General features: G+C 39.1%; 14 protein-coding genes. 8 read left to right on the forward strand and 6 right to left on the reverse strand.

All coding sequences use genetic code 11. The features are described from left to right. Positions 1-13: 13 nt before the first annotated feature. Positions 14-1,390: an MFS transporter gene (locus H3001_RS06680; RefSeq protein ID WP_181214460.1), complete on the reverse strand. Its 1,377-nt coding sequence runs from the start codon at positions 1,388-1,390 to the stop codon at positions 14-16. Positions 1,391-1,464: 74 nt separating this feature from the next. Between H3001_RS06680 and H3001_RS06685 the strand changes: the two genes are divergently transcribed. From H3001_RS06685 to H3001_RS06695, 3 genes are all read left to right on the forward strand, one after another. Next, complete coding sequence (locus H3001_RS06685; protein ID WP_246368515.1) at positions 1,465-2,613, forward strand: LacI family DNA-binding transcriptional regulator; 1,149 nt, start codon at positions 1,465-1,467, stop codon at positions 2,611-2,613. Positions 2,614-2,728: 115 nt separating this feature from the next. Next, entirely contained in the window at positions 2,729-3,445 is a 717-nt protein-coding gene (locus H3001_RS06690; RefSeq protein ID WP_181214461.1) for a WG repeat-containing protein, read from the forward strand. A 168-nt stretch (positions 3,446-3,613) separates the two neighbouring features. Then, positions 3,614-4,117 (forward strand): hypothetical protein, encoded by a 504-nt coding sequence (locus H3001_RS06695; protein WP_181214462.1) that lies wholly within the window; start codon positions 3,614-3,616, stop codon positions 4,115-4,117. A gap of 251 nt (positions 4,118-4,368) precedes the next feature. On the opposite strand, the gene H3001_RS06700 is transcribed toward H3001_RS06695, so the two are convergent. Both H3001_RS06700 and H3001_RS06705 read right to left on the reverse strand, forming a co-directional pair. Continuing rightward, complete coding sequence (locus tag H3001_RS06700; protein ID WP_181214463.1) at positions 4,369-5,436, reverse strand: leucine-rich repeat domain-containing protein; 1,068 nt, start codon at positions 5,434-5,436, stop codon at positions 4,369-4,371. A 37-nt stretch (positions 5,437-5,473) separates the two neighbouring features. Further along, positions 5,474-6,214 carry an NADAR family protein gene (locus H3001_RS06705; RefSeq protein WP_181214464.1) on the reverse strand — a complete coding sequence of 247 codons (741 nt, stop codon included), beginning with the start codon at positions 6,212-6,214 and terminating at the stop codon, positions 5,474-5,476. Positions 6,215-6,612: 398 nt separating this feature from the next. Between H3001_RS06705 and H3001_RS06710 the strand changes: the two genes are divergently transcribed. Further along, entirely contained in the window at positions 6,613-9,141 is a 2,529-nt protein-coding gene (locus H3001_RS06710) for a serine/threonine-protein kinase (protein WP_181214465.1), read from the forward strand. Between the two features lie 132 nt (positions 9,142-9,273). Here H3001_RS06710 and H3001_RS06715 read toward each other — a convergent pair whose 3' ends face one another. Together H3001_RS06715 and catA are read right to left on the reverse strand one after the other, a co-directional pair. Next, positions 9,274-9,894 (reverse strand): PliI family lysozyme inhibitor of I-type lysozyme, encoded by a 621-nt coding sequence (locus H3001_RS06715; RefSeq protein WP_181214466.1) that lies wholly within the window; start codon positions 9,892-9,894, stop codon positions 9,274-9,276. A 73-nt stretch (positions 9,895-9,967) separates the two neighbouring features. Beyond that, entirely contained in the window at positions 9,968-10,615 is a 648-nt protein-coding gene (catA, locus tag H3001_RS06720) for a type A chloramphenicol O-acetyltransferase (protein ID WP_181214467.1), read from the reverse strand. A gap of 385 nt (positions 10,616-11,000) precedes the next feature. On the opposite strand from catA, the gene H3001_RS06725 reads away from it, so the two are divergent. The 4 genes from H3001_RS06725 to H3001_RS06740 are packed head-to-tail and all read left to right on the forward strand — an operon-like array spanning position 11,001 to position 17,577. Further along, positions 11,001-12,464, forward strand: coding sequence for a DUF3375 domain-containing protein (locus tag H3001_RS06725; protein ID WP_181214468.1), 1,464 nt, complete (start codon positions 11,001-11,003; stop codon positions 12,462-12,464). Beyond that, positions 12,461-13,051: a DUF4194 domain-containing protein gene (locus H3001_RS06730; RefSeq protein ID WP_181214469.1), complete on the forward strand. Its 591-nt coding sequence runs from the start codon at positions 12,461-12,463 to the stop codon at positions 13,049-13,051. The genes H3001_RS06725 and H3001_RS06730 overlap by 4 nt, the downstream gene beginning before the upstream one ends. Further along, positions 13,026-16,427: an ATP-binding protein gene (locus tag H3001_RS06735; RefSeq protein ID WP_181214470.1), complete on the forward strand. Its 3,402-nt coding sequence runs from the start codon at positions 13,026-13,028 to the stop codon at positions 16,425-16,427. Before H3001_RS06730 ends, H3001_RS06735 begins: the two co-directional genes overlap by 26 nt. After that, entirely contained in the window at positions 16,420-17,577 is a 1,158-nt protein-coding gene (locus tag H3001_RS06740; protein ID WP_181214471.1) for a Wadjet anti-phage system protein JetD domain-containing protein, read from the forward strand. The genes H3001_RS06735 and H3001_RS06740 overlap by 8 nt, the downstream gene beginning before the upstream one ends. Before the next feature lie 78 nt (positions 17,578-17,655). On the opposite strand, the gene mscL is transcribed toward H3001_RS06740, so the two are convergent. Beyond that, on the reverse strand, positions 17,656-18,114 hold the full coding sequence (gene mscL, locus H3001_RS06745; protein WP_181214472.1) for a large-conductance mechanosensitive channel protein MscL: 459 nt from the start codon (positions 18,112-18,114) through the stop codon (positions 17,656-17,658). Between the last annotated feature and the right edge of the window lie 223 nt (positions 18,115-18,337).

Raw genomic sequence — 18,337 nt, forward strand, 5'->3', positions numbered from 1 at the left:
CTACTATTCAAGGTTATTTCTGTTTCTTCTTCAATATCCGGTATTTCACTATCCTTACAATACGGTTATAAATTTTCTTGTTCAGCTTATAGAAAATCAATACTACGGCCGTAAGTATCCACAAGGCTCCTGGAATGGTACTGAAAGAGTGGCGCATGATAGAGATTACCTCTTCATTCTGTACCGCATTCGATACATATCCATTCATACCCAGCACCAAGGCCAGAAAGGAAGTTCCCAAAGCCATCCCGACTTTGTTTCCCAAGGAGATGAATGCATATTGGAATCCATCATTGCGTATTCCTGTCTTCCATTCTCCATATTCTACACAGTCGGGAATAATGGCATATATTGCTGTATTAAAACCGGAAAAGAACAACTGAGAAAGTGCAGCGAATGTATAGAACTCGACAGGAGAAGTTACTGCACTGAAGAAATACAAGGCCACCATCGTAACGCCCGTTCCGAAGGCAAATACAGAGGCAGACCATCCTTTGTTCTTTGTCAATCTGAACACATATGGGAAACTGGCTGCACCGACTATAGAAGGTATGATAATAGCCAGTGAATAGGCCGAGAAAAGTGCGGCATTACCTTCAACATAGGTAAAGTAATAAAGCATGTCCGCATTTCGTCCGTAAAGGATAAACCCAAAGAGAATCTGTCCAATGAGCGCCAGCAAATAGGGTTTATTTTTCAGGATTGCCTTGAGTTGTACTTTCAACGGGAATTTCTGTGCTACAGGAACCTCGACCACTTCTTTTGTCTTTGCAAAACAGAAAATGTGGCAGGCTGCAAAGACCACTCCGTAAAGTACGGCTACCAGCAAATAGCCGCGTTGTGCATTTCCGTCTCCCAAGGTATTGATCAGAGGTATGGTAATAATATTAATGATACCAATGGCAATCATTGCACTGACCGAACGCGAAGTATCGATTTGTGCCCTTTCGTCCATGTGCTGTGTCATCGCCCCACAGAGTGTTCCATAAGGTATGTTCACACACGTATATCCAAGCACAAGCAAGCAATAGGTGACGGCCATATACACAATCTTTGAAGTATCGTTCCACTGTGGATGTGCCCAGAAAGTGAGTATCAATATAAGGGCCGTGATGGGAGCTGCGAACAGCAGCCAAGGCCGGTATCTTCCCCATCGGGTTTTAGTCTTGTCGCACAAGCCGCCAATGATAGGGTCGTTAATGGCATCCCAAAACCGTGAGAAAAGCATCAGGGAGGCTACTGCACTCATGCCGATGCCAAATACATCTGTGTAGAAAATCATCAGGAAATTTCCTACGAACATCCAACTAAAGTTACATCCAACATCGCCCATTCCGTAAGCTATCTTGCTGATAAACGGAACCTGAAACGAATCTGATTTTTTGTTCATGCTTGTCATAAGTATTCGATTTTTTGTTTTTCTGACTCAAAAGTAAGGCTTCCGCACAGGCAAAAAGAGGGAAAATGAAATTAAAAATTCCGCAACCGTTCCCGCAACCGTTCCCATTTTCCGCAACCGTTCCCATTCTGTATGACAGTTCGTCAAAAAAACGTATATTTGTACGAAAACTTATCAAGCACAAGAATGATATGATGAAATACGCTACCATATTGGATATTGCCCGTGAACTTGGAATCTCCAAGTCTACAGTTTCAAGGGCATTACGCGGCGATAGTCAGAATGTAAGCAAGGAGACACGCACGAAAATCCTCGAAATGGCCGACAAACTGGGCTATAAACGCAATGAACTGGCCGTAAACCTCAGGCAGCAAAGTACCCGTACCATTGGAATCATTGTCCCCGAGATGATCACTTCCTTCTATGTCAACTTTATCACGTTTGCCCAACAGCACCTTAATAAAGCGGGTTACCGGGTGATGCTGGCACAATCGCATGAAAACCCCGATGTAGAAAAGATGAATCTGAAAATGATGGAAGACTATCGGGTAGACGGTATACTGATCAGTGTGTGCCATGACCATATAAATCTCAGCGAGTATCAACGGATTATGGATAAAGGTACCCCCATGGTTTTCTTCGACAGAACGGTTGCTGAGCTCAAGACCTCACAGATAAAAATTGACGATTACATAAAGTCCTTTTTCATGGTAGAACATCTCATTCGCCAGGGAAGAAAACAGATTGTACATCTTGCCGGTCCTCCATATATCCAAAACACATTTGACAGAATCAGGGGATATAAAGATGCTCTTGACAAGTTTGGAATCTCTTTCGACAAGAAATTTCTGGTTGAAGGCGGAGTAGATTTTGACAGTGGATACGGAGCTGCAAAGACGTTATGGGAACATGGAGTAACCTTTGACGCAATATTCAGTTTTACGGAGATGTCTGCATTGGGAGCCAAGAATTATCTGCAATCGAAACAAATCCGGATTCCAGAAGAGGTAGCGGTCTCATGCATGTCGGGGACTGATTTGTGCAAGCTTGTCCATCCCACTATCACGGCAGTGGAGCAGCCCGTGGAACAGATGGCTGAAACAGCTTCAAGAATTATCATTGAAAAGCTGGAAAACCCATCTCTGCCCCATACGACTGTCGTACTGGATACCGAAGCGGTATATAGGGAGTCTACGAGAAACCGTTCGGAATAAAATGTATCCCCGACAGACAGGATCAAATGTATGAGGATGCATGGAGATGTATGAAATTAATGGCATAGTTGATTCCTTTTATCTACCTTTGTACCACACAAAAAAAATAATAGACATGAAAAAAACAGTAACTCCTGAAATTGTCAATCGCCTTAATTATCTATTGGACACAGTTTGCAAATATCTTGCGGAAGAAAAATACGACGAAGCCAATAAGCTTCAGGAGGAGTATTATGAAATAGAAAATGAATACGATCTCTTCGATCAAACCTATGAAGAACACGGGAAGCTGGGCATAAAGGATATCACAGGGAAGATTCTTGTTCCTGCTATTTATAGCAACTATTCGGAATTGTACAGCTACACCATTAAACGAGGTGCACCGGTAGCTGCTCAGAACGACGAAGGAAAATTCGCTCTGGTTTCTACCAACGGAAGCGGTCTGCCACTTTGTGATTTTATATACGACCTGATAGTGTGCAAACATTATACCAGCTTTTATACTTGTATCAAGGAGGTGGATGGTAAACGCCTGTTTGGCCTGCTGACTGCCAAAGGAAAGGAAATTGTGCCTTGTGAAATGGATCTGATTTATAACATTTCAAACGACATTATCGTTTTCAAGAAGGACGAGAAATTCGGACTCGTTACCAGTTGGGGACTTTACCTACCTCCTGTATACGAAGAAATTACAGCAGACGAGAACGAATTCGTCCATGTCAGTCTGAATGGCCAATGGGGGCACGTCAGCAACGAAGGAGTTTTCATTCCAGACGATAACGAAGAGACATTTGATAATACTCATTGTTTGAGTTTCGGTATCGATGATTAAATCGTAAGAGGAAGAGAAACAGGAAAAAGGCTTTTCTCTTCCTCTTACGATTTACCATTTCAAGATTTTTCATACCTTTACGTACATTAATTCAGCCGTCAGAACTATATGAAACAATGCATATCCAAGAACATCCAACTTTTACTCATTGAACAGTTTAACTGTGACATGAAATACGCAAAACGCCCCTTCAGGTTTAATACAGAAGGTCCGATCAACGACAACCAGTACCTACTGTTCAGCGATCATGTAGCCAAAACTACTGATACCATTCCTTTACACATAAACACTTGGAAAAGAGTATTTGCGAAGTTAATAAACAAGGAAACCGGACGACCCTACCAGACCTCTTCAACGACCCGTAACATCATTGCCCGTTTTTTGGGATGCGACAGTTGGGAAGAACTGGAAACTCAAAAAGATACATTAAAACCACGCCCTAAAAAAGTTGTCTCTGAAATTGTCTTCAATACGAAAAGTATGCCTATGAACATTGGAGACATCATGGAAGTGCATTACGGTCCGGACCGGGAAATCCGTATGGAATATCAAGGGAATAAGCATTTCAACTATAAGGTTTTACAAACAGTTAATACAAAATTCGAATGCGGTGATCTGGTTCATGTACCTCTTTTGAAGAAGGAGAACCATTGGTGGGATGGGACATCATGAGAAACGACAAAATCATCGGCCAATATAATTCAGCGGAAAACCATATGATTAACTTTAAGCAAATCATACGAAAGTAGAAGAAGGGCTGATGCCTAGAAAGACATTCTACCCGCACAAAAGATTCTATGATGCTACAACGCAAAAGAAAATAAAGTCAAATGCCAACCAACTCAAAAGTCGGCATTTGACTTTTTTAATATCTATACAAGCTTTGCTGTCTACCTGCATTTCCATCCATGGAGACATTGTCATCACAAACTGTCTGAGGTTCTCAACAACAAGTCTATATAAGCCTCAGACAAAGTATTTCCTACTCCATACACATGGCTTTCAGGATTGTTATCCGGAACGAGATAGAGTATATTCCGGTCAATCAGATCATCATGACCATAACGTATCAGATAAATATTCATGAAAGAGGAAACTACCTTCCAATGCCTGTCCTCTTTAGCTATTATTCTGTATAACTGTTCGTTCGCATAGATATAACCGCTGTCTTTCCAAATCAGTTCAGCCAGATTACCAGGAACCTTGTGATTCACAGCAAGGCCCTCTGACATACCTTCTGAAGCAATCACGTTTCCTCCTACAATCATATCCTCAGGTAAAGTTTTGATAGCGGTGTCAGTAATATTTAAATTTCCTTTCACAATCAATCCCTTAGGAAGTTCTTCAAGAGCAGAATCCGATAAGTTTAAATCTCCATTCACCATAAGTCCTTTCGGCAAATACTTCAATTTTTTACATCCGTTCAACAGAATATCACCCCCTACCCTGATAGTAGCCGGCAAAGTTTCTATCGGAGTATCATAAACCCACAAACGCCCCCCGATCTTGAGTTCCTCAGGGAGTGAAGTAACCGAAGTGTTTCTTAAACAGAATTCTCCATGTACAATCTCCAAATCAGGAAGAGTGGCAATATTGGGACAATTATCCAAAGTAACATCATTCATAACGGCTGTACAACCGGCAGGCAAATGCTTGATATACGGGCAGTCAATCAATACAAGGGCTGCAAAACAAGAAGATTTTTCAGGTATAGCCTCTATTTCGGAATCAAACAAATATAAATGGGCCAGTTCCAAATCCTTCGGCAGATGCTTTAAGTTAGGGCATTCCATAACAGAAAGATATTGAATAGGCAAATCATCCGGCAATTGGGTCAATAAAGGACAATCATTCAAGGAGAGCCCCAAAAAGTTCAGCCCAGCTGGCAAGGCATCCACCTCCTCACCAAACAGTTCAACAACTTTCTTATACCCGTCAAGCTGTTCCAACTCAACACCTGAAATTCTGTTAATATCTTCTTTTGTCAACATATTTTTAAATCTTAATTATATCAATAAATAGGATTTTCTAATCCATTGTAAGTAAATCACCTAAAATGTATATTCTCGATGAATTCAGGATATCATAATTAATATCCGGCAGACTTCCGTCCTCCAGACAATGTTTACATATCATAAGAATCTTACCGATATTGTTTTGTCCGGACCATTCACCAATGTCATCAATTTTATTAGTCTCGATGTTTACCAGATAATCGATTCCTTTCTTAGACAACCCTTTATATTGCTCCCGGAGTTGTTTCTCGACAACTTTCCGCTCATCTACCAGTTTCTTATTTTTACATCCCCAGCACCCGGCACTTCCCCCGTTATCAGTCGTTGTATTTTCCACTAGTATAATATCTGAGGGAAGCGAGAGCAGCAATTTCCTGAAGTCTGCATTTCCTTCACACTTCTTCCACACGCAATGCAACATCCACTGAAGTTTGAATGTTTCAAAATCGCTTCGAACCGAATTCTTGTTCGGAGTTTTATAAAAGCGTTTTGCAGCATATCCACTTTTTGCAGAAAGGATCTGTGACTGAATCTGTCTGTGCGCTTCCGTATTATGAGAAAATTCTCCACAAAGATACAGTCGCTCACTGTCTCTCCATACACGTCCTGCATATTCAAAGGGAAAACAGCCTACCATATTGCTCAACTTCAGATTGAACCCATGCACAATATCATCTACCCGCTTGAAGCTCCATACCTTTGACGAAGCCTTGTACGTTTCAAACTGTCCCAATATAATATCTTCTTTCTTCATTGTATATAACGATTATCTAAGTGATAAACCATTAAAATATCTATACAATTCATGCAATAAAATGAATCAGATATCTTGTAGTCTGTTTGATGACATCAAGAAAAACACGCTGCCGCTACTACAAAGATTTATTAAATATATAGAATCTTCTAAACAGAGTCAAGCCTTCGTAGTACTTTTGCCTGCAACTGCCGGATGGCTCATCTCTAATATCATTTACAGAACATTGAATTGTAAGGTTAATTTCCTGATTTATTGTACAAAATTAACCATTGGAAAGATAAAATGCCATTAATTTCATACACATACGTTCAACTGAATTCATAAAAATTTCCTATAAAAGGCAATATTCTAAATTAAATTGTAACTTCGTGTCGCTTATTAACAAATAGACAACTATGATAAACAATGATAATAAACTTGCCCCAACTAATCTTGACATCCAATACCTTCTCTTACAGTTGTTCAAGAACATCAATTCATACCTGTCCAATACCGAACGGAAAAAAGAAGCACTATGCTATATAATATCCCTATGGTATTTGGCATCGGAAGAGAAACTGGACAATGCCTCTATCAAGAAAGAAGAATATTATTCCAGCACAACCCTTCCTTGTATGGATGCTGTACTGTATTTTAAAACGTTAAGAAACAGATTTATCTATGACAACGAAGAGGTAACTGACAGATTGTTGGAAGATGAAAGGCACATTATTCACCTGTTGAATAGCCTGTACCAGACTGCCGGGAAAGCATACTATCAGGACTTCTGTTTATTACTCCTGCACAATGAGAAATTGTTTAACGACATATTCAAGAACGACCGGATGTGCAATAATGACCGGCTGGTACTGCTGCAATTTATTCTTAACTGGATGAAGCCTAATGGCAGCATATTTAATCCAATGTTGGGATTTCATGCTTTCCCTTCTTTCCTCCCAGAAAATTGCACCTTCGTAGGTGGAAGTAGTGATAAAATCAACTTGCATCTGTTCCAACTACTTTGGGCACACAGTGAAGCAGCACATGCTCTCTACCCGGAGGAATATCCCGAAGTTAAAAACTTCCAGTTTCTTATCTGGTGCGAAGACTTCTCCTCCAATTTTAAGAATGACGTATTAAGCTATCAGGCCATTACGGCCCGTAAAAGAACAGATTACAAGAAAGTGTTTGTTGACTTGCTGGATCTTCTGAAGAACAAAGGAAAAGCAGCCTGCATCATTTCTAACGGTTTTTGGTATTACAACGTATATAAAGAGACCAAGGAGCAACTTTTCAAAAGTGGATATGTAGACAGAGTCGTGATTCTATCAAGTAATAAATCTTTGCTATTAATAGATAAGGCAAGAAAGTGGAGCAGCATGGTCAGGCTGGTAGACATGCACGACATACCGATCAAACTCCCAGATTTACAGAAATACATACGCAACAGTTCAAGAATATACACATTCGACACAGACAAACTGAAAGAAAAAGATTATCGGCTCGACTTAGCTGAGGAATTCCGTAAAAAGTACCGCCCTTCAGCAACCAAAGGGATGAGACTCGTAAGATTAAAAGAGATCTTGACTTATCATCCGTTAGACTACACAGCCCCCAACCTTGTTTCACCACATTGGACAAGATATAATCCTTTAAAAAATCCATACATAAACAATTCCACAAGAGAAAAGGGAGAAGATATGCTGGTGGCTAATCTGAGTAATAAGCATGAATTTCAGCCATGCCTTTACAGAGTTTCAGCGAAGGAACAGCCGCATTATGAACTGGGAGAAACTTTTGACATCAACAACCTTCTGGTAGACAGTTGCTATCTGGCAAATGAGTTACATAAGGATTATTTTATCAGGCAGATTTTTCCCCTGAGCTCTTTTAATTACTTTGACTCCCCACTCGATGCCGTAAATATGTTTCTCTCGCTATATATACTGGTCCCGGACAATGAAACGACCCTTGCACGCCAGAAAATATTATACGATGAAGAGAAAAGAAAAAGAATACGCAATGAGGTCCTGTCGTATGGATATGATCCAGATTTGCTATCGCAAAGCAAAGCGACCTTTTTACCGGAGGGATGCTGGCTGAAAGAGCATACCTACCAAATAAAATCAAGTTTGTCATCAGGAGGTTTCGGAAAAACCTACAGAGCTACCTGGTATCTCCAGGACAGCCGGAAAACAATCAAGACCAAAGTAGCCGTCAAAGAATTCTTTTTAAAAAACATACAGAAACGTGATGAAAACACGTTGGATGTCATCACTCCCCTGGATCATACCGAAGAAATCAGCAAGGCTCTCCGGAAATTCATGGGTGAGGCAAACCGGATAAAGGAATTTACAGATTCCCCGCATATCGTAAATGTGTACGATGCCTTTGATGAGCATAAGACATGTTATTATGTGATGGAATACATAGAAGGATGTACACTCGAAGAGTATGTGGAACGGACCGAGTCTTGCACCTTGGACGAGAAAGAATCATTAAAAATCATATCACAGATTGCCTCGGCACTGGATATAATGCACCAAAACCACATGAATCATCTGGATGTAAAACCCTCAAACATCATGATTGACGAAGACAACGACAACCGCGCCGTATTAATTGATTTCGGTACGGCACATTTGTTTCATGAGGATGAAAAGTCGGAGACAAGCTTATTGCTGGTACGCAGTAACGGCTATACCCCTCCCGAGATACAGAGCCTGCACGACTTTTCCCCTGCCTTTGACATTTACTCCTTAGGGGCCATCCTGTATTTTATGCTGGTCGGAGATGCCCCTTCTACGACTTTTAAATTCGAAGATGAAAAATGCCCCGATGAAGTGTCAGAAACCACCTGGAATGCCATTGGCAAAGCCATAAGTTTTAATAGGGAGGAACGTCCGCAATCGATATCAGCATTTATGAAATTATTGAATCTGTGAAGACACATAAGACTCCTTCCGGAAAAGTTCAAATAGCAAAATACTTGTCGGGAAAACGTAGGTATTCCCGACAAGTATAGAATAATACCATTATATATTAACCAATTAAGACATTTACGTTCAGATTCACATTTAAAAATCCATTACCTTATCGATTTTCAATATTCTGCCACTTTCTCCATCCACCAGTTTATACTGTATCTGCCGAGTACCTCCTGTCGGATTGGCATTACTGTCTCCTTCTTTATAAATCGGGAAACGCTGACAGAAGGTGTTTTCTACAATAGCCATCTCATCATGCCCCATATATCCTTTGTTTACCTCATTATTTTCCGAGATTTCAGGCAAGTACACCTGACTTACCGATTTCCCATTATTTACAGAGTATCCGATAAGTTTTCCGTAACTTCCACTACCATCCGAAACCAAATAAACAAATACTTCCGGATAGCTGTCAACATTCAAATCTCCAATTTCAGCATTGATGACCGTATATCCGGTAATATCATGATATAAAACTTCGTTGGACACACTCAGACCGGAAGGTTGAATAATAAGACTATCCCCTTTTGTTTCTACCTTAAAGGAAATCTTGCTTCCAGGATATGTCAAATTCCTGCTGAGCCCCATCTCCTGCCTGAGAGTATCAGCCTCTTCTTTGACCGCAGTATCAGATACACCACCTTTCTCATTTTTGCTGAAAGAACAAGACATCAGCAAAGCGCACAAAACAAATGAACTTATTTTTTTCATACTTCTTTTCATTTTTTATTTATAAGATATTTCTATTCTATTTTCAATACATTGTTTACACATCAGGTTCCATTCAAATATTCATGTTTATCTTACTACATATTTGCTGAACTTCATTAATGAATCTTGACACATGAAATCCGTCACAAACGGCATGATGTACCTGAATGGAAAGAGGGATAAGATAACTGTCACCTTGCTGAAAATATTTTCCATAAGTAAAAATCGGCAACAAATAGCTCCCATCTGCAAATATATTCAGATTGAAACCTGTAAACGCAGCCCAAGGTAATGAAGATATTGGAAAAGTATTGGCAGGAGTATCCGGTTTGGCATCAATACCATAATTACAGCCAAACATCTCAATGTCCCGTTCGTAATTTGACAGAAAAGTCATCAGATCATCATCCCATTCTGTCCACAAATTTGAAAAGGTTTCATTCTCCTTATGAAAAACGGTATAGCACGGCAAAAGGGTATCCCACACTCCCAATTCCCCTTGTTCATTAATCGCAGTCCGAAACTCATCATGATTATTTACCACCTTGGTCAATACATAGATTAAAAGAGGATAAAGCTTCGTATGATTTTTATATTTAAACGCTATGATTTCAGAGATATCAATATTTACCGTAATGCTATATGTACATCTTATCTGACTGAAATAATGATCAAAATACGGTTTTCTTTTCCATGTGTCTTTATCTATAAGTTTAAACATAAGATTTTTCCCTTAAGATTCATCGCATAATTTTTATTTTACTGTCTCCACTATTTTATCAGCCAGGTAGGCAAAGCCCGTAATCACAAAAAGGAATAATGCATTAATACACAGCATTTAACTTCCTTTTTCACTTATACACTAGCCCCATGACAACAGTTTATCCGCTAAAGTACTAATAATCTTACAAAATACCTACAAAGTTCTTCAATACTTCTATTTTATCAATTCACAGTCGAACTACAAAATTTTATTCCTACAAGTTTGAATATTTAAAATAATGCTTGTATTTTAGCTGTGTATTCTATAGTATATGAATGCCTAGAATATGAAATAAACCTTAAATCCAAAAAGAATCATCCGTAATGACTAACTTGCAGTATTTATGGAAAAGACACAGTTAATAGATATCTTAGACAATTCTCCAAGTATCAAATTACTGAAGATGAGGCCTGAAAATCTGAAGTTTTTCCTCGTGTTTCTGCTTGAGATATTCGAAGAACAAACAGCGGTATCTTGGGAGTACCTCCATCAAAGATTGGTCAATCGACTAGATGAAATGGAAGAAGACGCATTGGAGGAAGAAGAACAACTTGCTACGATAGAAACGAATGAAGAAAAAGCAAAACGCTGGATACTGGACTGGGCCAACAAAGGCTTTCTCACCAACTATCAGAATGAATTAGGAGAAGTTATGTATGAACTTTCCTCTTATACAAATAAAGTATTCGACTGGATAGACAATAGTCTGAAGAAAGAAGAATATATCGGTACGGAATCTAAATTCAAATCTCTTTTTAATCAACTCAAGGAATTAGTTGAATTTACAAATGAAGACCGCAACAAACGTCTCGAATTACTGAGATATAAGAAACTGGAAATCGAGCATCAGATTCAATGTCTCGAAATGGGAGAAGATGTAAAGGTGTTCGAAGAATTTGAGATTATTCCCCGCTACAACAACCTCAACAGGATAGCCAAAGAACTACTATCCGATTTTAAAGAAGTAGACAATAATTTTAAAACCATCATCAGGCAGATCTATCAGCAACAGACAGAGAACTTGCAGAAAAAAGAAATTTTACATTATTTTTTCGATGCTTATAGTGAATTGAAAAACTCATCACAAGGAAAAAGTTTTTACGCTTTTTGGGAATTCTTACTGTCACCTCATTTACAAAAAGAATGGGACATACTGACACAAAATTTATTTGAGTCATTAAATGGCAGACAGATTAATATGGACGACTGTTTTTTAAAAGATGTCAAACTTCATTTATTCAATGCAGGACAAAGAGTATATAAGACAAATGACCGTATGGCCGAAAAACTGAGCCGTATTATCCGTCAGCATGAGCAGTCAAATGCTGAAATCACCCGACGAACAATCAACCATATCAAACAATCACTCATCAGAGTAAGCAACCAAGGAACAACTCCAAATTTAGGTTTTGAAATTGAAGAGATCGAAATCAAACTTCCGCTGGAACGACCGCTGACTCTTGAACCTAATACAGCAATAGAATATAAAGACCGACCGGTAGATGCACAGTTAAGTATAAACGATCTGAACCGATTGGAGCTACTTTATAACCCATATTATGTGGACCGTGATATACTGCGGAAATATATTGAAGAAGTATTAAGACAGAAATCTCAGACCACCCTCGGCGAAGTGATTGAACATGCTTCAGGAATCACCAAAGGACTGACGGAAGTCTTTGGATACCTTAGCGTATTAAAAGAATATTATACAGTTATAAATAAAGGAAAGACTCAAAACATTACATTCGATAAAGAGAACAGAAAACAAATTATAATACCCGAAATAATTATTATCCGAAAATGAATATATCCAATATAAAACCCTATTCAAAAACCATCGTAAAATTACTGAAAGGCATTGTAGAATACAACGATCCAGTCTGGAACAATATTCTGATATACCAGTCTGACATTCAAAATTATCTCAGCGTAATCGGCTTGAATCTTATTGTAAAGAAAGATGAGGGATTTGCATTTGTTAAACAAGCCGTTTTGGATGACGAAAAGACCCTCAATTTGGTTACACGCCGCCAGCTTGGGTTTGAAGTATCTGTCATCCTGATCATACTGAGACAAATGCTTGAAGATTTTGAAATGAACCCTACCGATTCACAAGCAGACGAAAAATATGTCACTCCCTCACAAATAAAAGATGAGGTTGAGCTTTTTTTACCTTCCAGGTTCAACCAAATAAAATTCAAGCAAGATTTAGACAACTATATTTCAAAAGTAATTGATTTAGGTTTCCTGGTAGCCTCTAAGCAAACCGACACCGGTACAGAAACACGCTATAAGATACACCGGATTATTAAAGAAAAAATAACACTGGATGCCTTGAATGATTTCAAAAACAAGCTGAATGACTATGATACAACAGATGAATCTATTTAATACGACTCCTGAAAAATCCGGGTATCGTCTCGACTACATGGAGATTTACAATTGGGGAACATTCGATAATGAAATCTATCGTATCAGCCCCCAAGGATGCAATTCACTGCTCACTGGCGCCAATGCATCGGGCAAAAGTACGCTTATAGATGCATTGCTCACTTTACTTGTACCATTGAAAAGACAACGCTTTTACAACCAGTCATCGGGTGCAGAGAAAAAAGGTGCACGTACAGAGGAGTCTTATTTCCTAGGGTATTATGGAACCCAACAGGAAGAAGGAAGTATTGGCACTACTACAATGAAGCTGCGCGACAAAAAGAGCCGTTCGGTATTATTGGCATCATTCCGTAATGCAGACCACAAGGTAATCACTTTGTTCCAAGTACGTTACTTCAGCGGTTCAGAATTAAAAGTTGTCTACGGTATTGCCAAGACAAAACTTGAAATAAAAACAGACTTTGCAGAGTTCGATACACGTGGTGATTGGCATAAGCGTTTGAATAAGTATTATAACTCAAACTCAGTAAAAAAAGTCATTGATTTTTACAATGGACCATCGGAGTATGCCTCTCAAATCCGTCTGTTATTCAATATGCGCTCCGATAACGCATTGGCCTTGTTCAATCAGATAGTAGGTGTAAAGGTACTGGATGATCTCGACAACTTTATCCGTCACCATATGCTGGATGAACAGGCTGCAGAAGCACAATATATCGAACTACACAATAACTTCCAGAATTTAATGGAAGCCAAAAACAACATCGACAAGACAAAAGAGCAAATCAACTTACTCACTTCGATTGACACGGCAGCCAGAAACCTGCAACACGTTAATCAAGAAATTCGTCAGCTGGAGCATGAGAAAGAGATAGCAGCCTATTGGTTTGCTTCACGAATTATCTTCTTGTCGGAAGAAAAAAAATCGCTCAACGAGACAACGCTTCGGATACAAAAAGAAGAACTCAACAAATTGCAAATGCAGCTGAATGCATTGAAAGAACGTTGGGCAAGAATTAAATCGGATATTGACCACGATGAAGCAGGCAGACAGATTGCAGAATTGTCTGGCCACATTAAGAATACTACAGAAGAACGAAATAGAAGAAAAGCAAAGTCGGAAGAATACAACAAACTGGCTCTCATCCTGGGTCTTCCTTCTGATCCTTTAAAAGAAGATTTCAGGCAAAACCGTGAGAAAGCTACAGTCGAAAACAGTCTGTTACAGTCGGCATTGGAAGACCTGTCCGAAAAGTTGCGTAGAGAGAAAAACACTGGTGAAGGTATTGAAAATCTTATTGAAGAGAATATCAAAAGGATTAAAGAGTTAGAAAACAACAAAAATAACATCTCAGGACGTGTATCTGAAATCCGGAACGAAATCCTGCAACATGTAGGAGCTACCCCTGAGGAAATTCCATTCATCGGTGAATTAATCCGCATTAAAAAAAGTGAGTATGAATGGGAGTCGTCTATCGAACGTATTCTTCATAATTTTGCCTTACGACTGATTGTCCCTGATAAATATTACCGGAAGGTTAATGAGTATGTCAACTCACATAATCTCAATGGCAGAATAGTGTATCAGCACTACCATGATTTCACCTCTCTCAAGGAGATGGAGGGATGGGAGAAAGATGAGAAGCGCCTGCTTCAGAAGATTGAGTTTAAGCCAGATCATCGATATACGGCCTGGATAGAGAATGAAATTTATCACAGATATAACTATGCGTGCGTAGATAGCCTGAGCGAATTCGACACCTATTCCGAAAAGGCTGTAACAAAAGAGGGGTTAATTAAATCGGTAGGGAACAAGCACGAAAAAGACGACAGGAAAGAAACACTCAGTAGAAATAACTATGTATTGGGATGGGACAATAAGGAAAAAATTACTTTCCTCCGTAACGAAGTACGACTTCTTCAGGACGAACAAAAAGAAAGCCAAGAAAAAATCAACACGATCGAAAAGCACGAAAAGAATTACAAACAACTGAAAGAATGTTGGGGTGACTTATTGAAACGTTTTGAAGATTATGAAAGCATAGACTGGATGTCTTGCGCCCAAGCAATAAGAGGATATGAGGAACAGAGAAAGGAGTTGATGGCTACAAGCAACAAAATTCAAGCACTTCAGGAACAGTTGAAAGTAGTAAATGGTGAGATAAAGAAATCTGAAGATAAAAAAGATAATACCAATATTATAATTCATGACATAGAAAAAGACCAAGAAGAACTAACTGGGAAAATATGGTCCAATCAGGAACTCATACGTCATGCAGGAGATGTAAATACAAGTCAATTAGAGCAGCAGCATCCCGAATTGCTTGGCATTCCCTTACAGCAACTGGAAAGAGAGCGTTCCGATTTCCAAAACAAACTGGAACAGTCTTTAAAAGCAAAAGATGAAATCAAGAGAAAACTGACCGAGCAAGCCCGAAAATTGACCTATGCATTAAAACACCCGGGAAAAGAATTGGCCGAGAAATACAAAGATTGGTATTCGGATGTCAGCAGTTTGCCCGATCCGGAAAATACAGAATTGATTGAAGAGTACCAGAAATTCTACGAACGACTGAAGGCAGAAGATTTGATAAGCTACGAAAAGGAATTCAATCAATACTTGCAGGAAACCATCTACAATAATGTAAACTCTTATAAAATATTCTTTGACAATTGGGAAAGAGCCATTAACAAAGCAATAGAGCATTTGAACCAATCACTTAAAGGAATTGTGTTCAATAAGGACCAAGGCACTTACATTCAACTCACAGCCATCAGAAAACCAAGTACAGAAGCTAAGGATTTCTATGACTTGCTCAGACAGGCTATTCCCAACCTGCACGAAATTGACACTACCATTGACGGGCGCCAGCATCATTTTGAGACACATATCAAGCCCTTCATGGATAAACTTGAAAACGAATTATGGCGTACCAGAGTAACCGATGTACGTTCCTGGTTTACCTATAGGGCAGAAGAATTCTATCAGACGAATGAAAAGAAATATAAGACTTACGAGAGTATGGGGCAATTGTCCGGTGGAGAAAAGGCACAGCTCACTTATACCATCCTGGGCTCAGCCATTGCCTATCAGTTTGGCTTTACCAAAAGCGGACTGGAGTCGTCTTTCCGGTTCATAGCCATTGATGAAGCTTTCAAGGCACAGGATGAGGATAAGGCCCGCTATCTGCTGGAACTCTGTAACCAATTGCACCTGCAACTTCTGGTAGTTACTCCCAGTGACAATATCCACATCGTAGAGAATTATATCTCATTTGTACATTATGTAGAGCGCCAAGGAAACAGATCCGTACTCTACAACATGCCAATTATGGAATATAAGGAAGAACATAAAAAAGCAGAACACCATGATTAACGCATCAGAAATTAAGAACAAAGCAGAGAAAAAGTATCCAAAACATTTACAGCATATTGTTGCTGGCATTCCCTTCGAAAGAATCGTAATTCCATGTGACAAAACGCCCAGCAATGATTTCTCAACCTTCCAAAAGGAAATAGCAGATCTCACCGCCGCATCAAAGGAAAAGCGGGGCTACGGATATACAATCAACTGGAAAACAGCAAAGCACAAAGTACTGGCAAAACAAGGGTTGCCTCAAGAGATTTCTTTTGACACAGAAAGTGATTTGCTGAAATTCATCAGAAAAGAGTCGGAAGTACAACAATTCAGAAAAGATATCTGTGAACTCCTGACAGCCTTTCCTATCCTGATGGAATGGGCAAAAAAATATCCTCTTAAAATAGTGGCAAACTCCCCTGAATGGCCTGATTTGCTGAAAGTCTTGGCTTATTTCAGTCAGACTCCACAGCCCAATCTGTACATTCGTGAACTGCCGATTATGGTTCACACCAAATTTGTGGAACAGCACAAGGATATACTTAAAGAATTGCTGGACATTCTTATTTCCGATTATGTGAAGAAAGATGAAAAACGTTTTGAAGCTCGTTATAATTTAAAATACGATGAAGAGTTAATCCGCATTCGTTTTTTGGATGAGGCACTCTCCCACCGTTTGGGAGCTGGTCTGAAAGACATCAGCCTCACTGCTAGTGAGTTTTGTGCCCTAAATTGGGACGTTGAATCTGTATTCATTGCGGAAAACAAGGTAAATTTTCTTACTTTTCCACCCGTTAAAAATGCTATCATCATTTGGGGGCATGGATATGGAGTAGCTAATCTGAGAAATTCGGTTTTCCTTCCACACACCCGACTATATTATTGGGGAGACCTAGATGCACAAGGATTCGAAATTCTCTCACAGTTCAGAGGTTATTTTCCGCATACACAAAGTCTGATGATGGACAGTAAGACATTTAAACTTTTCTTTGAGAATGACGAAGGGACTAAAAGCAATGTATCGATTGATTTAAACCTGACAGAGGAGGAGCAGATAACTTATCAAACAATTAAAAGCCACAACTGGAGATTGGAACAGGAAAAGATTCCACAAAGTTACGTAATAAAATCTGTACAAAGTTTGTGTAATACAACTTTAGAACAATAAAGTACATACTATAGAAATCCTGCATACAGTCAAGTATACTCGACTGTATGCAGGACAAGTCTGTGATCAAAGAATATACTATTGATTATCAGCTGACTGTTTATCTACAACATTTTGTTTCAATAAGTCCCTGATTTCAGATAATAAAAGCACTTCTTTACTTGGTGCCGGAGCCGGTGCAGGGGCTTCAGTGGCTTTCTTCTTTCGATTCAAGTTTGAAATAAGTCTGACAAATAAGAAAATGGAAAATGCAATAACGACGAAATCAAATGTCACTTGCAGGAAATTCCCATAGTTCAATGTTACCGCAGCTTTTTCAACGCCATCAACCACTTCGGCCGGTTTCAGCACCAATTTCAAATCTGCGAAATTCACTCCTCCTACCAACAGACCAACCACAGGCATAATTATATCCGCCACGATTGAAGAAACGATTTTTCCGAAAGCTCCACCGATGATAACACCGACAGCCATATCAATCACATTTCCTTTCATGGCAAATGCCTTAAAATCTTGCAAAAAACTACTTGCTTTCATTGGGTATATAAATTAAAACTTAATAATAAATCGAATTCAAAAATAATACAAATCAATGTGCAACGTACAGCGACAGAAAATTTTAACACAGCTATTTATTAGACATTATATAGATTAATTTGTTATATGACTCATTTTGTGGCTGATTCTGAAGTTGTGTAATCCACAAGCAATAAGAATCACCATATCTTCGAAACCGAATTTATGGCATCTGAATCGTTCT

It is taken from the genome of Phocaeicola faecicola (genome assembly GCF_013618865.1).
Classification (GTDB): domain Bacteria; phylum Bacteroidota; class Bacteroidia; order Bacteroidales; family Bacteroidaceae; genus Phocaeicola; species Phocaeicola faecicola.

Excerpts from the sequence above, each read along its gene's own strand:
- H3001_RS06680 (WP_181214460.1), bottom strand. The coding sequence starts at position 1,390 with ATGAACAAAAAATCAGATTCGTTTCAGGTTCCGTTTATCAGCAAGATA.
- H3001_RS06685 (WP_246368515.1), top strand. The coding sequence starts at position 1,465 with ATGAAATTAAAAATTCCGCAACCGTTCCCGCAACCGTTCCCATTTTCC.
- H3001_RS06690 (WP_181214461.1), top strand. The coding sequence starts at position 2,729 with ATGAAAAAAACAGTAACTCCTGAAATTGTCAATCGCCTTAATTATCTA.
- H3001_RS06695 (WP_181214462.1), top strand. The coding sequence starts at position 3,614 with ATGAAATACGCAAAACGCCCCTTCAGGTTTAATACAGAAGGTCCGATC.
- H3001_RS06700 (WP_181214463.1), bottom strand. The coding sequence starts at position 5,436 with ATGTTGACAAAAGAAGATATTAACAGAATTTCAGGTGTTGAGTTGGAA.
- H3001_RS06705 (WP_181214464.1), bottom strand. The coding sequence starts at position 6,214 with ATGAAGAAAGAAGATATTATATTGGGACAGTTTGAAACGTACAAGGCT.
- H3001_RS06710 (WP_181214465.1), top strand. The coding sequence starts at position 6,613 with ATGATAAACAATGATAATAAACTTGCCCCAACTAATCTTGACATCCAA.
- H3001_RS06715 (WP_181214466.1), bottom strand. The coding sequence starts at position 9,894 with ATGAAAAAAATAAGTTCATTTGTTTTGTGCGCTTTGCTGATGTCTTGT.
- catA (WP_181214467.1), bottom strand. The coding sequence starts at position 10,615 with ATGTTTAAACTTATAGATAAAGACACATGGAAAAGAAAACCGTATTTT.
- H3001_RS06725 (WP_181214468.1), top strand. The coding sequence starts at position 11,001 with ATGGAAAAGACACAGTTAATAGATATCTTAGACAATTCTCCAAGTATC.
- H3001_RS06730 (WP_181214469.1), top strand. The coding sequence starts at position 12,461 with ATGAATATATCCAATATAAAACCCTATTCAAAAACCATCGTAAAATTA.
- H3001_RS06735 (WP_181214470.1), top strand. The coding sequence starts at position 13,026 with ATGATACAACAGATGAATCTATTTAATACGACTCCTGAAAAATCCGGG.
- H3001_RS06740 (WP_181214471.1), top strand. The coding sequence starts at position 16,420 with ATGATTAACGCATCAGAAATTAAGAACAAAGCAGAGAAAAAGTATCCA.
- mscL (WP_181214472.1), bottom strand. The coding sequence starts at position 18,114 with ATGAAAGCAAGTAGTTTTTTGCAAGATTTTAAGGCATTTGCCATGAAA.